10 protein-coding genes are annotated in these 15,227 nt (G+C 48.9%); 5 read left to right on the plus strand and 5 right to left on the minus strand.

Annotation, left to right across the window (positions count from 1 at the left end; translation table 11 throughout):
• Positions 1-68: 68 nt before the first annotated feature.
• The 4 genes from QFZ48_RS30930 to QFZ48_RS30945 are packed head-to-tail and all read right to left on the minus strand — an operon-like array spanning position 69 to position 5,085.
• Positions 69-2,090 (minus strand): copper-translocating P-type ATPase, encoded by a 2,022-nt coding sequence (locus QFZ48_RS30930; RefSeq protein WP_429065319.1) that lies wholly within the window; start codon positions 2,088-2,090, stop codon positions 69-71.
• A gap of 11 nt (positions 2,091-2,101) precedes the next feature.
• On the minus strand, positions 2,102-4,309 hold the full coding sequence (locus tag QFZ48_RS30935; protein ID WP_429065321.1) for a multicopper oxidase domain-containing protein: 2,208 nt from the start codon (positions 4,307-4,309) through the stop codon (positions 2,102-2,104).
• Between the two features lie 15 nt (positions 4,310-4,324).
• Positions 4,325-4,825, minus strand: coding sequence for a DUF3347 domain-containing protein (locus tag QFZ48_RS30940; protein ID WP_429046847.1), 501 nt, complete (start codon positions 4,823-4,825; stop codon positions 4,325-4,327).
• A gap of 47 nt (positions 4,826-4,872) precedes the next feature.
• On the minus strand, positions 4,873-5,085 hold the full coding sequence (locus tag QFZ48_RS30945) for a heavy-metal-associated domain-containing protein (RefSeq protein WP_370911476.1): 213 nt from the start codon (positions 5,083-5,085) through the stop codon (positions 4,873-4,875).
• A 254-nt stretch (positions 5,086-5,339) separates the two neighbouring features.
• On the opposite strand from QFZ48_RS30945, the gene QFZ48_RS30950 reads away from it, so the two are divergent.
• Positions 5,340-7,298 carry a sialate O-acetylesterase gene (locus QFZ48_RS30950; protein ID WP_429065323.1) on the plus strand — a complete coding sequence of 653 codons (1,959 nt, stop codon included), beginning with the start codon at positions 5,340-5,342 and terminating at the stop codon, positions 7,296-7,298.
• Between the two features lie 291 nt (positions 7,299-7,589).
• Here the strand turns inward: QFZ48_RS30950 and QFZ48_RS30955 are convergent, their stop codons facing one another.
• Positions 7,590-8,183, minus strand: coding sequence for an NADPH-dependent FMN reductase (locus QFZ48_RS30955; RefSeq protein ID WP_429065325.1), 594 nt, complete (start codon positions 8,181-8,183; stop codon positions 7,590-7,592).
• 347 nt (positions 8,184-8,530) lie between these two features.
• On the opposite strand from QFZ48_RS30955, the gene QFZ48_RS30960 reads away from it, so the two are divergent.
• The 4 genes from QFZ48_RS30960 to QFZ48_RS30975 all read left to right on the plus strand — a co-directional run bounded on the left by QFZ48_RS30960 (position 8,531) and on the right by QFZ48_RS30975 (position 15,213).
• On the plus strand, positions 8,531-9,121 hold the full coding sequence (locus QFZ48_RS30960; protein ID WP_429046844.1) for an RNA polymerase sigma factor: 591 nt from the start codon (positions 8,531-8,533) through the stop codon (positions 9,119-9,121).
• A 50-nt stretch (positions 9,122-9,171) separates the two neighbouring features.
• Positions 9,172-10,182, plus strand: coding sequence for a FecR family protein (locus QFZ48_RS30965; RefSeq protein WP_429065326.1), 1,011 nt, complete (start codon positions 9,172-9,174; stop codon positions 10,180-10,182).
• 140 nt (positions 10,183-10,322) lie between these two features.
• The gene (locus QFZ48_RS30970; RefSeq protein WP_429065328.1) at positions 10,323-13,739 is read left to right on the plus strand and encodes a SusC/RagA family TonB-linked outer membrane protein; all 3,417 of its coding nucleotides are present in this window, start codon (positions 10,323-10,325) and stop codon (positions 13,737-13,739) included.
• A 22-nt stretch (positions 13,740-13,761) separates the two neighbouring features.
• Positions 13,762-15,213, plus strand: a complete 1,452-nt coding sequence (locus QFZ48_RS30975; protein WP_429065330.1) for a RagB/SusD family nutrient uptake outer membrane protein — start codon at positions 13,762-13,764, stop codon at positions 15,211-15,213.
• Positions 15,214-15,227 lie beyond the last annotated feature (14 nt).

The raw sequence follows: 15,227 nt of genomic DNA on the forward strand, positions 1-15,227 counted from the left end.
TGACAAAGCAATACAGTTGTAAAATCAGTTATATCACATTCATAATCCTATTGCAATTTAGTGATTATTTATTTCCCGGAACCTTTCACTTTCAACAGGCTGGCATTAATGGCTACCACCACGGTGCTTACTGTCATCAACACCGCTCCTGCAGCGGGGCTCAGCATAATTCCCTCTTTATAAAGCACGCCGGCGGCCAATGGCAGCGCCACAATATTATAACCCGTTGCCCAGGCGAGGTTCTGGATCATTTTCCGGAAAGTGGCCTTACCAAATAAAATCAGGTTTACTACGTCTTGCGGGTTGCTGTTCACCAGTACGATGCCGGCCGTTTCTGCCGCCACATCGCTTCCGCTGCCGATGGCAATACCCACGTTGGCCTGCGCCAGCGCGGGGGCGTCGTTGATACCGTCGCCGGTCATGGCTACAAACTCGCCCTGTTGCTGCAATGCTTTAATCTTATCCAGTTTCTGGTGCGGCAGCACTTCAGCAATATAGCTGTCCATACCAAGCGTCTTACTTACGCTTTCTGCTACCACTTTGTTATCGCCGGTGAGCAGCACCGTTTTGATCCGGTTTTCCTTCAGCGTGGCAATGGCGCCTGCCGATTCCGGCCGGATCTGGTCCGCCAGCGCAATAAAGCCCGCTACCTTGTTGTCCTTTATCACATATACCAGGGTTTCTCCCGGCTCAATGTTGGCGGTAGCGGCATCCCTGAACTCTTCGGCCACATAACCCGGACTCACCACCTGCACTTCTTTCCCGGCAATATTGCCGGTGATACCTTTCCCGGTGATGGCCGTTACATTTTCCGCCGCCGGCGGGGTAAGCTGCATTTCTTTTGCTTTACCTGTAATCCCCGTAGCAATGGGATGTTCGGAACTGCCTTCCAGCGCAGCCGCCATTTCCAGGATCTCTTCTTTGGAAATACCCTGCTGCAATGAATCAAACCTCACCACTTCAAAACGGCCTACGGTGAGGGTACCTGTCTTATCAAAAACAATAGTGGTAATCTTCCTCGAATTCTCAAAGTCGGTGCGGTTTTTTATGAGCAACCCATGCCTTGCGGATAAAGCGGTGGATTTCGCAATTACCAGCGGCACCGCCAGGCCCAGCGCATGCGGGCAACAGATCACGATCACCGTTACCATGCGCTCTATGGCAAACGACAACTCCCGGCCGCTCAACCACCAGTATAAGAAAGTGGCAATACCGGATAAAATGGCAATTACTGTAAGCCAGCGCGCGGCTTTGTCGGCCAGCAGCTGGGTTTTCGAACGGGATTGCTGCGCATCCTGCACCAGCTTCACTACCTGCGAAAGATAGGAGTCGGCCACACCATGCGTAACAGTGACCCTGATAGCGCCATTGCCGTTGATAGAACCGGCAATTACTTTATCGTTCGCCTGCTTTTCCACCGGTTTGGATTCGCCGGTAAGCATACTTTCATTCAACGACGTGTTGCCTTCCAGGATGGCACCATCTGCAGCCACTTTCTCCCCGGGCTTTACCAGGATAACATCTCCCGCTTTCAGTTCCGCGGTTTTTACATCCATCACATGATTGCCATGTACCAGGTGCGCTTCATCCGGCATCAGCTGCACCAGCAGCTCCAGCTCCCGCGAGGCGCCCATCACCGATTTCATTTCAATCCAGTGTCCCAGCAGCATGATTAGGATCAGGGTGGTAAGCTCCCAGAAAAAATCCATGCCGGGCAAACCGAATACGGTAGCCACGCTGTACACGTAGGCTACCGTAATGGCAAAGCCGATGAGCGTCATCATGCCCGGTTCCCGGCTTTTCATTTCCTCCCACCACCCCTTCAGGAAAGGCCATCCGCCATAAAGAAACACAACAGAAGATAATACCAGCAAAACATATCCATCTCCCGGAAATGTAAAAGAAATGCCCAGCCAGTGCTGAATCATTTCCGATAGTAACATTACCGGTACCGTCAGCACCAGCACTACATAAAAACGTTTCCTGAAATCGGCGATCATCATGGCATGATGATCGTGATGTGCACCGTGATTCATGGATGCATGCGCATGCTCCATTTTCATGGTGTTGTGCTGATGCTGATGTTCCATTGCTGCTTGTTTTAATAGCTTAATGTAATACCTGCGCCGAGTCCCATGTCACTGTCGTAGTGCGTGGAAAATGCAAAGTTCTTTGTAACAATGTACCGGAACCCCGCCATGTATTCTTTATCGGTGTTCACCATAAAACCAAAACGTAACCTTCTTGTAAGTGGCACGTCCTCTCTTGTTAACTGCACCCTTATTTTACCATCTGTGTCTACAGAAGCATCTGCCACGATCAGCATGGGTAAAGTGTATTCCACGCCCACATGAAATACCTGCCTGAAATCCTTTGTATTTTTCTGGCCGAAGAGATTTTTCTCCGGTTCATCCATTTTGCGGTAACGCACGTCCCAACCGATGTAAGGGAACAGCCATTGGTTCTTACCGAGATATCTTCCGAAATGGCTTTCACTTTCATAACCATCCCGGTCGTTTAACCCTACACGCCATTCGGTAGACAAACGGTAACGGCTATTCGCAACTACGATTTCACCATCACTACCGGTGCTTTCCAGCCCTACGCGCGCCATCGGGTACAACATGCGGTCGTCTTTCTTCAACATACGGTATGCCCTGGCAGGGTCCGGCACTTCCGGGTTTGGTGGTGAATTTTCGTAACTAAACACCCGTCCCATGCCACTCATCATGTGATACAAAATGTGACAGTGGAAGAACCAGTCACCGCTTTCGGTAGCGGCAAACTCAATCGTATCCACTTCCATTGGCATAATGTCCAGTACGGTTTTCAGCGGCGAGTATTCGCCCTGTCCGTTCAGCACCCGGAAGAAATGCCCGTGCAGGTGCATGGGATGCCGCATCATGGTGTTGTTGTACAACACGATCCGTACAATTTCGCCTTTTTTTATTAAGATCTTGTCTGTTTCAGATACTACTTTGTTGTTGATACTCCATACATAACGGTTCATGTTCCCCGTTAGTTCAAAATGCAGGAGTTTAACGGGGCCGGGCGGCAGCGTTGTTTTTTCCGGCGCCCGCAGCATACCGTAGTTCAGGGTTACGATATCTCCGGCAGTGCTATCCATTTGCATGTTTTGCATATCATGACCTGCGTGTTTCACCCGCTTATCATCACCGGTGATTTCAGGATACATGACCGTGTTCATATCCATTACCTGGTTACTCATTTGCATACCAGTGCTGGTATCGAGGTTGCCATCCATTTTCATCATATCATTCATCATCTTCATGCCTTCGAAATACTTCAGGTGGGGTAAGGGCTTTGCCGGCATCTTCATGCCCTGGCCCAGCCACAGCGAAGTGGAGCGGGTACGGTCTTCCGCAGTGGCAAGGAACTGATACTGCATATTATCCGGGATGGTCACTATTACGTCGTAGGTTTCAGATACGCCCACGAGGAGCCTGTCTACTTCCGCGGGTTCCACATCGGCGCCGTCATTGGCCACTACGGTGAGTTTCCCGCCGGCATAGTTCAGCCAGAAATAAGTGGAGGAGCTGCCGTTTATGATGCGTAACCTTACTTTATCACCGGCTTTAAATTGCGGCTGTTCATCTGTTTCTTTACCGTTCGACAGGAAGCGTTCGTAATATACATCGCTCACATCCATTGCATTCATGCGTTTCCATTCATTGGTCACTTTTGTTTTGAAATGCTTATGCTGTATGGCTTCGGCGTAGCTCTGCACCGATCCTTTTTTTATGGCGAACCAGTCGTTGGCATTGTGCAGGTAGCGGTTTACGGTATGCGGATGCATATCGGTCCAGTCGCTCAGCAATAACGTATATTCTTTAGCGGTAGTTTCTTTCCGTTCATGGAAAACAATTGCGCCATACATACCGCTTTGTTCCTGGAACATCGTATGGCTATGGTACCAATAGGTGCCGTGTTGTACCACGGGAAAGCGGTAGAGGTGTGTTTCACCGGCTTTAACAGGCCGCGTGGTCAGATAGGAAACGCCGTCGTACTGATTGGGTAAGATGAGCCCATGCCAGTGTATAGACGTTTCTTCTTTCAATGTGTTGTGTACATAAATCTCTGCAGTGTCTCCTTCTGTAAAGTGCAGGACGGGTCCGGGGATGGTGCCGTTGATAGTAAGTGCATGGCTCATTTTACCGGAGTAGTGTACCATGCTGTCGCCTACGTATAAATCGTAGCGGACTACCTTTGGCGCAGTGTTTAAAGAAGCCTGTGCAGCAACCATACTACACAGGCTCATCAATGTTATATACAGGAATACTGCTTTCATACGAATGATTAAAGACTATTTAATGGTATCGCTTACTTTACCACAGGTAAGCATCTGGTTGCCGTAGTAAGGATTTTTAACAGCATTGCTGCTGCTTAACCAGTAAGCCTTTTTCATAGGGCAGTATTCCTGGTATACCGGCTGTGCGGAAAGCGGTGTAGCTTTTGCGAGCTGATAGAAATTATCAGAGAATGTTTTGAAATGTTCGCGTTGTTTACTGATATCTTTTGCTTCAGCTATCGCTTTTGCATCCGCCGTGAGCTTTGCTGCCAGCGGCATGTAGGCATTGTGAACAGCAGGCGGCATGGATGACATATCAACCTGGGCGGCGGCTTTTACAAACTCATCTGCTTTGGCGGCTGCCACTTCCGCATTGCTGCTCACGAGTGCATCTTTAATATTGTAGTATAAAGAAAGTAAGGGAGATAACTGTGTGGAAACAGTTTTATCCTGTGCCATACCCTGTTGCATAAATGCAGCTACCAATACGATGCCTGCCATTAATATTTTTTTCATGTCTGTTAGTTTTTACTTGTGGATAATATACTCCATGCTGCCTGTTATTACGATAAGGCGTCTGCCTTGTAACCGGCTTTTTCTATCGCCACCCTGATTTCGCTTTTATCCAGGTTTTCTTTTGTAACGGTGAGTATTTTGTCGGGGCTGGCCAGGTCTACTTCCCAGTTATCTGCGCCCACCAGTTTATTTAATACAGGCGTTACCGTTGCAATACATCCGGAGCATTTGATGTTGGTTTTGAATTGTGTTGCGTTCATGTTGATTCTTTTATCTGGTGATGAATAATTAATTTGATGATGTAAAATTACGATGCCCGGGAGGCGGGACTGTTATACAATTCATGCTATCTTTTACATAATTCTTATGGCCGTGGCTGGGCCTCTTTTAGGGGTACATGCGTCATTTTTACCGGCTTCTCCTGAAAAATTATAAAATAATGCCTGTCTTCCTTACATTTATACGCACATGATTCAACAGGGGCGTTCCCCACAATACAGACAATACCACAATTATGAAAAAAACAGTTTTATTGCTGGCGGCAACCATGATAAGTTCCTTCAGTTTTGCCGACGTTCGTTTACCCAACGTTTTCGGCGACAACATGGTGCTGCAGCGCGACAAGCCGATCCCGATATGGGGTTGGGCTGATAAGAATGAAAAGGTCACTATCCGGTTCAATCAACAGGAAAAAACGGTAAAGGCCGATAAGAACGGTAAATGGAAGGTATTCCTGCAGCCGGAAAAAGCAGGCGGCCCCTATACCCTGTCCGTAAAAGGCAAAAATGATATCAGTTTTCACGACATCCTGATGGGCGACGTATGGATCTGCAGCGGGCAATCGAACATGGAATTCCATGTAAACGGCGTAACCAATGCCAATAAGGAAATTGCCCAATCCGCCAACCCTGCCATCCGGCATTTTTACCTGCCCAAAGCGATGTCGGTGACGCCGCTGGATGATGTGAATAAAAGCGCCTGGTTACCGGCCTCACCGGAAAACACGGCCGATTTCACGGCAGTAGGCTACTTCTTTGCCAAAGCATTGAATGAACAAACACACGTACCTATCGGGTTAATACATACTTCCTGGGGCGGCACCATCGTGGAAACCTGGATCAGCAAAGAGGGGCTGACCAGCAGCGACGAGTTCGGCGACATGATGCAACGCATTCCCACGCTGAACATGGACTCCTCTGCCATCGCCGCCAAAAACAGGCAGCAACAGCTTATCCAGAATTTACAGGGCGGCCTGCCCAATGCCGCCACCGTGGCCACCTGGTCTGCCGCTAATACGGATGACCAGTCCTGGAAAAAAATGAAAGTCCCCGGCCTCTGGGAAGAGCAGCTGCTCCCCGACTTCGACGGTATCGTATGGTTCCGTAAAAGCTTCCAGGTATCTGCAGCAGATGCCGGCAAACCAGCGGAACTCAGCCTGGGCACCATCGACGACAACGATATTACGTACATCAACGGTACACAGGTAGGCAGCACCAAAGGCTATGATGCCGCCCGTACCTACCACATCCCGGCCGGTGTTTTAAAAGCCGGTACTAATGTAATTGCAGTAAGCATAGAAGATAATACCGGCGGAGGTGGTTTTTATGGAGATGCAGAGAATATTTTTCTGCAAACAGCCGGCCAGAAGCAATCCCTTACGGGCGACTGGTCCTTCCGCATCCAAAAGGCGCTGAACCCCGGCACCGCCGTTGGCCCCAACAGCTACCCATCGTTGCTGTTTAACGCCATGATTAACCCGGTACTGCCTTTTGCCATTAAAGGCGCCATCTGGTACCAGGGCGAAAGCAATGCCGACCGCGCCTACCAGTACCGCAAAGCCTTCCCGCTGATGATCAGCGACTGGCGCCGGCTGTGGCACCAGGGCGACTTTCCCTTTTACTTTGTACAGCTGGCCAGCTTCAACTCCAGCAACGGCACCAGCCAGAAAGGCAGCAAGTGGGCGGAGCTGAGAGAAGCCCAAACCCTCACCCTGCAGGTACCTAATACCGGCATGGCCGTTACTACCGACATCGGCGAATCCAAAGATATCCATCCAAAAAACAAACAGGATGTAGGCAAAAGGCTGGCAGCCGTAGCATTACATGACACCTACGGACAAAACAACGTTTTCAGCGGCCCCATATACCAGTCCATACAGGTAAACGGCAACAAGGCAACCCTCAGCTTTACCAGCACCGGCAGCGGCCTTATGGTGAAAGATAAATATGGCTATATCCGCGGATTTGAAGTAGCCGGCGCCGACAAGCAATTCCACTACGCCAAAGCATTCGTTGACGGCGATAAAGTAGTAGTGTATGCAGACGAAGTAAGCACACCGGTAGCAGTACGTTACGGCTGGGCAGATGATAACCTGGAAGACAACCTCTTTAATAAAGAAGGCTTCCCGGCAGCACCTTTCCGCACTGACACCTGGAAAGGCGTGACCGAAGAAGTGAAGTACAGCGTGAAATAATGCAGCGTAGGTTGTCTTACTCAGGATTAAACTTATTTCACTGATTACGCTGATTTGATCACTTTTTGATTTTAATGGATTTTGGGAGATATAAGCGGATATTTTCGCTTATATCTCCCAAAATCTTTTAAAAGATATAATCAGTAAAATCAGCGTAATCAGTGAGAAAGACAAAATCCGCGTTTCCGCTTCTATCTCCCCGAATCTTTTAAAATCAAAAAGTGATCAAATCAGCGTAATCAGTGAAATAAGTTTAATCCTGAGTAAGACAACCTACGCGCCGAACGTGATTCAGAGCAGCGACGGCGCCGGCAGCAGGTCTGTTGCTTTGCCGGTTGCCACATCGGCCAGGGTTTGGATCAGTTTTCGTACCTGCATTTCCGTGGGTAGGTCGGTGATCACGCCCTGGTCGTTGATTTTTGTTCTTACCGAGGAGATAACGAGTTGCGCTGCCTCAGCGATCTTTGACTCGATGATCAGTAAGGTGCCGAGCAGCGACTGGTGCGCTTTATGGCCGGAAGTGCCGGCGGTGATCAGGGCGACGGGCTTTTTGGAGAAGTGCATGGAGGAGACGGTCCAGTCGATGGCATTTTTAAGTGTTCCCGGCACACCAATAGCATATTCCGGGGTGCATATCAGCACGGCATCGGCGGCGGCGAGTTGTGCCCGGAAATGTTGCACTTCCTCCGGTGCGCTGTTGACGTCCATGTCCTGGTCGGGATTAAAATGCGGGATGGTGGTGAGACTTTCCACCAGTTGTACCGTAAAGGTGTCCCTGCCCAGTTCCGTGATCGCTTTTATAAGATGGTGATTGGAAGAAGATTGCCGGGTGCTTCCACAGATAGCCAGCAGTTTTATCGGTTGTGTCATATAAGTATTGTTCATTGGCTTGCAAATTAAGCGGATTCTCCTGATATCGCCTTCGGCGATATTAAATTGTCTTGGAGCAGGATTACACTGATTTTACTGATTACGTTGATTTTACTTTTTGGATTTTATAAATGATTTTGGGAGGTATAAGCGGATATTTTCGCTGATATCTCCCAAAATCATTTATAAAATCCAAATGATCAAATCCGAAAAATCAGCATAATCAGTGTAATCCTGCTCCAAGACAATTTAAAGTCGCCGAAGGCGACGCGGCCATCTCCCCGAGATTTTAAGAATTATTCTCCGGAAAAAAAATATATTTGTCGAACCACGTTCCGGATATCAACTAAGAGAAGAATTCCATGTATAATGAAACTGAATTACTGACCAACATCGCGGCAGGAGATGAAGCTGCCTTCAAACAACTTTTCGAACACCATAGAAAGAAGCTCTATCACTATGTGCTGGCTGTTACCAAATCAAGGGAGGTAGCGGAGGAAATTGTGATTGACGTATTCCTGAAGTTGTGGACGGGCAGGGAGCTGATCACCCATATCCAAAATATGGACGCGTTCCTGTTCAAGGTGGCTTACAATAAAGCGATGGACTTCTTCAAGCTGGCCGCTAAAAATGCCAGGCTGCAGAAACTGGTGAGCGAACAAATGGAGGCCCACCAGGAACAAAGCGCCGACTACAGCCTGTTGAACAACGAATGCCGGGAGATATTGAACAACGCCTATAAACAATTGTCGCCCCAGCGCCGCCTCATGATCACCCTGAGCCGGGAAAAGGGCATGACGCATGAAGAAATAGCCACAGAACTGAATTTATCCCGTAACACCGTTAAAAATACCATCACCGACAGCCTGAAGATCATTAAGCAATACCTGCTGAATAACCATATTACCCCTTTTGTGTACCTCCTGTTGCTGTCAGATTTATTTTCTGACTGATTAGTACTACCCCCTCCTTTTTGTCGTCATTGCAGTTATATAACTGGCATATGTCGTCTAATCCGTTAAGATTAAAACTATTACTGCAAAAATACCTGTCCGGCGACTGTAGTCCGCAGGAGCTGGAAGAGTTCTGGGCATTGATGGCGGAGCTGTCGGAAAACGACCTTGTTTCGCAGGAGCTGGCAGCGCTCTGGGAGCGTACGCCCCGGCCGGCGCAGGAGCCTGCGTGGGAACAATTGTATACAAAGCTGCAGGGAAAGATCCGGGAGGGGGAGGTTGATATGCTCAAGGTAATGACGGTAAAGCGCAATCCCTTCTACAAAAGGATGGCCGTTGCCGCCGCTGTACTACTGGCGGTGCTCAGCGCCTGGTGGCTGCTGCCGGTTACAAAGCCCGTTCCTACACTAACCGCGGCACTTCCCAAAACGCAGCAGTCGTCCAATAAAATAATTACCCTCCCTGATGGCAGCGTGGTGACGCTCAATGAAAACAGCCAGCTGGATTATCCTGCCGCCTTTAATGGAGGTAGCAGGGAAGTATACCTGAGAGGAGAAGCTTTTTTTGAAGTAGCGCACGATAAAAACAAACCGTTCCTGGTGCATACCGGCGCCATAGTGACGCGGGTGCTGGGAACCTCCTTTAATATCAGGGCTGCGGGGGATGCCTCGCCAATAGCCGTTACCGTTACTACCGGCAAAGTACAGGTGCAAAAAGCTAATAACGCCGTGGTAGCAGAACTGTTGCCCGGTGATCAGTTAATACTGGACAAGGCCGCCATTGCCCCTTTGGTGACCAAAGCCAATATGAAAGAAGTGCTGGTCTGGAAAAAAGACGAGCCGGTATTTGAAGATATTTCCTTTGAAGCAGCGATTCCACTTATCAACAAATATTATGGTATTGATATCCGGTTCAGGGATGAATCCCTGCGCGTTAAAAAATTCACCGGTAATTTTATCAACGATCCCATGAAACAGGCGCTGGATGTGATTTGCGAGCTAACACACGCTCAATGGGAAAAAGGACAAGACAGTATAATCTGGCTGGATAAACGATTTTAAAAAAAGGCTATACTAAGGACTAGTTAGTATAGCCGGTTGTCTTAAACATTTCGGTAAACATTTAAAAACTACCCAAAGGTATGAAATTTCTTATCAGGGGAAGGCTACGCCTTTTCCCAAAGCGAACGTTTGCGTATTATATGAAACTAAGTTGCTTACTCGCCTCTGCTTTTCTTTTCGGCATCAATATGCTGATTGCTGCTCCCGGCAAAGCGCAGCGATTGGAAGAAGTAGACGTTACCGTAAACCTGAAACGGCAATCCCTGAAGGAAGGTATTAAGCAAATCCAGCAGCAAAGCGCCTTTAAGTTTGCTTATGTTGCCGCACAGCTCTCTCCCTATGATGATATTACTTTGCCCGCGGAACGAAGATCCGTGCTGCAAACACTCAACCTGCTGCTGGAAAACACCGCCCTTACCTGGTCGCTGAATGCCAATACCATTGTGATCACCGAGAAGCGGGTGGCAGATCCTACGCTATCCTCTGCGCGCGTGATCACCGTTAGTGGAAAAGTGACCGATGAAAAAGGCAGCGGGCTTCCCAATGTTACCATCACCATCAAAAACGGTGGTGGCGGGGCTATTACCGATGTTAACGGGCATTTTACCGTCCGGGTACCGGATGAAAAATCCGTTCTTGTTTTTAGTATGATCGGGTATACTTCCGTGGAAATTGCCGCCGGCAGCGCTACCCCGCTGAACATTATCCTGAAGGAAGAAACCCGCTCGCTCAATAATGTGGTGGTAGTGGGATACGGCACCCAAAAGAAACGGAATGTTACCGCCGCCATCGCCTCCGTGCCTATGGCCGAAATGCGTGACATGCCTATTTCCAATGTGGCCACCGGTATGCAGGGAAAAATTCCCGGCGTGATCGTGCAGCAAACAGGCGGCGCCCCGGGTGCTACCCCCGCCATAAAAGTACGTGGCTTCGGCTCTATCAGCGCAGGTACCAACCCGCTGATTGTAGTGGATGGCAATATTGTGGACGCCAGTGTGTTCAGCAATTTCAACAGCAACGATGTGCAAAGCATTGATGTGCTGAAAGATGCGTCCTCCACTGCGATCTATGGCTCCAAAGGCTCCAACGGTGTGCTGATCGTAACCACCAAACGCGGTAAATCCGGCAAAACAAGGTTTAACGCCGACGTATATACGGGATTCCAGGAGCTCTCTAAAAAGATAGATGTGCTCAACTCGCAGCAGTTTGCAGAGTTCTCCAAAGAAGCCTCCAATAATGCTTACCTCGATAACGTACCCGGCGCCAATATATCAGACCCCAACAGTGCGCGCCCGTCTTCGTATTTGCGTTACCGTTATCCACGCGGCGATCTGTTTGAGTGGTTCAACTTCGACGATCCGCAGAAGGTAGCCGCCATGCCTACGTATGATTACCAGGATATGATTTTTCGCAAGGGAATGATCAACAACTACCAGGTAACCGCCAGCGGCGGCAATGATAACGCGCAATACCTGGTAACCGGTGCCTACCTGAAACAGGATGGCATCATTGAAAAATCCACACTCGACCGGTACTCCATCCGTGCGAACGTAGATATCAACGTGACCGACCGTTTCAAGCTGGGCGCCAATATCAACCCTGTATATAAAATCCAGAACGATGTAAACAGTGATGGTCACTGGGCTAACAACGGTATTATCAATGCGGCCTTATCTGCAGTACCAATGACACCTGTCTGGAACGCCGACCATAGCGCTTACACCTCGCAAACCGCACTGGCCGTGCCTTATGGCTGGCCTGGCATCACCAACGCCGTAGCCAATATCACGGAAAATCCGAATGAGCTAATCACCACCAATTTGCTTACCAACGTGTATGCATCGTACCAGTTCCTGAAAGATTTCAGTTACCGCGCTACCGGTAACTTCAACGTAGGCTCCACCAGGAGAAATGCCTATAAAACATCCCGCATGCCGCTGAACCAGATCTTGCCGCCTACACAAGCCGTGGGTGAAGCGTCTTCTGATCAAACCACCAGTTGGCTGTTTAACCAAACCGTAAACTATACTAAAGCCACCGGCCCGCATAACATCGATGTGTTGCTGGGTATGGAGGCCTATAAATACCAGTACCAGAAAAGCCAGGCGATTGGTACCTCTTACGCCAACGACGTAGTGCCTACACTGAATGCTGCAGGGTTGCCGAGTACCGTCACTTCTTTCAGAACTGCCAATACTTCCACCTCCTACTTTGGCCGTGCTACCTATAATTACAAAGAAAAGTACATCGCCAATGTATCCCTGCGTGCAGATGGATCTTCCATCTTCGGCAGCCAAAACAGGTGGGGCGTATTCCCCGCGGGTTCCGTGGGATGGGTGTTGACAGAAGAACCATTTATGAAAAACATCCCGGTGATCTCCAACGCCAAACTGCGTGTGAGTTACGGGCTGGCAGGTAATAACCAGTTCTCCGGTGACTATCCTTACCTCGCTACACTGGAAGCAGATAACTACAGTTTCAACAACTCGCTCGTAAATGGTTTGGGCGCAGCCTCGCTTGGCAATCCTGAACTGGGCTGGGAAAAAAGCAAACAGTTCGACGCCGGCATTGACCTCGGCTTCTTCCATGAAAGGATCGGTATTGGCATCGACTACTATAAACGAAATACCAACGACCTGCTGCTGGCAGTAAATGTGCCTACCATCACGGGCTTCAGCACCGCTGTTAAAAATATTGGCGCTATTGAAAATAAAGGCTGGGAGTTTTCCCTCGCCACCCGGAATCTTACCGGCGCCTTTACCTGGAATACCAACGCAACGCTTTCCTTTAACCGCAATACCGTGGTGGCACTGGGTCCTACGGGAGATCCCATCCGCAGTAATTCCGGTGTAAATGAAACCAATATCACGATAATCGGCAAACCGATCGGTAATATTTATGGATACAAACAGATAGGCATCTTCCAGAACCAGGCCGACCTCGACAAATTTCCACACGACATCACTTCCAGACCTGGTGATGTTAAGTATGAAGATGTAAATAAAGATGGAAAGATCACAGCTGACGACCGCACCATCATTGGTAACAGTCAGCCTGATTTTATTTACGGCCTCACCAACACCTTCCGGTATAAAAACTTCGACCTGATGGTGGCCATACAAGGCCAGCAAGGCGGAGAAATCCTGAACCTCAGCCGCCGCTTCTTTGAAAACGTGGAAGGCAGCGCTAACCAGCTCACCACGGTGTTGAACCGTTGGCAGTCGGCCGACAAACCAGGCAACGGCATCATTCCCCGCGCCAATCAGCGCACCACCGGCAACAACAACGCCATCTCCAGCCGCTGGGTGGAAGATGCTACCTACCTGCGTATCCAAAACGTGAGTATCGGTTACCAGCTGCCGGAAAAAATATTACAGCACATCCGCCTGCAACAGGCCAGGATCTATCTCTCGGCTCAAAACCTCTACACGTTTACCGACTACCTGAACTATAACCCGGAAGTAAGTAATTACGAAGGCGCTTTAACCAGCGGCGTAGACTATGGCCGGTATCCGCTGGCCAGAACATTTGTAGTTGGGGTAAATATTGGATTCTGATCTTGCTAAAAAATTAAAGAACATGCGCACAAATTATATATACATATTCCTCGCAGCAGCTGTTTCATTTACGGCCTGCAAAAAGAGCTTCCTGGAGCAGGTCCCGCCTTCCACGGCCACTACGGAAAACTTCTACAAAACAGCAGACGATTTTAAAAATGCACTCAATGCCAACTATGGCTCCTTGCAGTCGGGCGGCGTATTTGGCAACGCTTATATTTATGGCGATATCCCATCCGACAATAACTTCCCGGTGCCTTCCGGCTCTGTAACAGACCAGGATGAATTTGACCGCTTCTATATCAAAACTACCAATCCTTTTGTGGCCGCCCGCTGGAACGACAGCTACAAAGCCATTTCCCGCAGCAACACCATCCTGTCGAGGATTGCGCCGATAGCCATGAGTGATTCATTGAAGAAGCGCTTCTCCGCAGAAGCGCAGTTTCTCCGTGCGCTAGTGTACTTCAACCTGGTGCGTTCCTTTGGTGATGTGCCTTTGGTGGTAACAGAAATCACCAATGCCGACCAGGCATATGAATATACCCGTGATCCAGCAGCCAGCATATACGCACAAATTGAAGCCGACCTGAAAGCCGCTGAAGCCGCATTGCCGGTGAGTTATACCGGCGCCGATATAGGCAGGGCTACCCGTGGCGCGGCTAAAGCCTTGCTGGGAAAGGTATTGCTCACGCAACATAAATACCCCGATGCTGCTGCAAAGCTGAAAGAAGTGATCAGCTCCGGCACTTACGCCATATTGGATAAATATGCCGACGTTTTTGATGTAAGCAAGAAAAATAACAAGGAATCTGTTTTTGACGTACAATATAAATCAGGTGGCGTAAAAGAAGGCAATCCGCTGCCTAACTCTTTTGCTCCTGAAAACTCCGGTGATGCGGTAGTGAAGTTTGGCGGCGATGGCAATAACCAGGTTACTCCTGATATGGAAAGCGCCTACGAAACCGGCGACACCAGGAAAGGCTTTTCTATGGCTACTTCTTATGTAAATGCCAGCGGAGCTACCGTAAATTATTATTTTGTAAAGAAGTACTTTGATGTACCTGCCACCAAGAACGATAATGGTAATAACTTCCCGGTGATTCGTTATGCAGATGTATTATTGATGTATGCGGAAGCCCTTAATGAAATAGGCTACCAGGGCGGTGGTGAAGCATTCACTTACCTGAACATGATCCGCAAAAGAGCAGGACTCGCAGAAAAAACGGCCGCCAACGTGCCTGACCAGGCATCGTTCCGGCTGGCAATAGAAAATGAAAGACGGGTGGAATTCGCGTTTGAAGGTCACCGTTGGTACGACCTGGTGCGCACCGGCAGGGCGATTCCGGTACTCAACAGTAAAAAAGCACAGATCAGGTTAGTAGCGGACCTTACCAGCGACAACCTCGTAATACCAGTACCACAAAGCCAGATAGATATTAACAAGGATAAGATCAAACAAAATAAAGGATATTGATGGTACGTAAAACC

This window comes from Chitinophaga sp. W2I13, from assembly GCF_050434005.1.
Lineage (GTDB): Bacteria > Bacteroidota > Bacteroidia > Chitinophagales > Chitinophagaceae > Chitinophaga.

Coding starts and splice junctions, on each gene's coding strand:
- QFZ48_RS30930 (WP_429065319.1), bottom strand. CDS start 2,090: ATGGAACATCAGCATCAGCACAACACCATGAAAATGGAGCATGCGCAT.
- QFZ48_RS30935 (WP_429065321.1), bottom strand. CDS start 4,309: ATGAAAGCAGTATTCCTGTATATAACATTGATGAGCCTGTGTAGTATG.
- QFZ48_RS30940 (WP_429046847.1), bottom strand. CDS start 4,825: ATGAAAAAAATATTAATGGCAGGCATCGTATTGGTAGCTGCATTTATG.
- QFZ48_RS30945 (WP_370911476.1), bottom strand. CDS start 5,085: ATGAACGCAACACAATTCAAAACCAACATCAAATGCTCCGGATGTATT.
- QFZ48_RS30950 (WP_429065323.1), top strand. CDS start 5,340: ATGAAAAAAACAGTTTTATTGCTGGCGGCAACCATGATAAGTTCCTTC.
- QFZ48_RS30955 (WP_429065325.1), bottom strand. CDS start 8,183: ATGAACAATACTTATATGACACAACCGATAAAACTGCTGGCTATCTGT.
- QFZ48_RS30960 (WP_429046844.1), top strand. CDS start 8,531: ATGTATAATGAAACTGAATTACTGACCAACATCGCGGCAGGAGATGAA.
- QFZ48_RS30965 (WP_429065326.1), top strand. CDS start 9,172: ATGTCGTCTAATCCGTTAAGATTAAAACTATTACTGCAAAAATACCTG.
- QFZ48_RS30970 (WP_429065328.1), top strand. CDS start 10,323: ATGAAACTAAGTTGCTTACTCGCCTCTGCTTTTCTTTTCGGCATCAAT.
- QFZ48_RS30975 (WP_429065330.1), top strand. CDS start 13,762: ATGCGCACAAATTATATATACATATTCCTCGCAGCAGCTGTTTCATTT.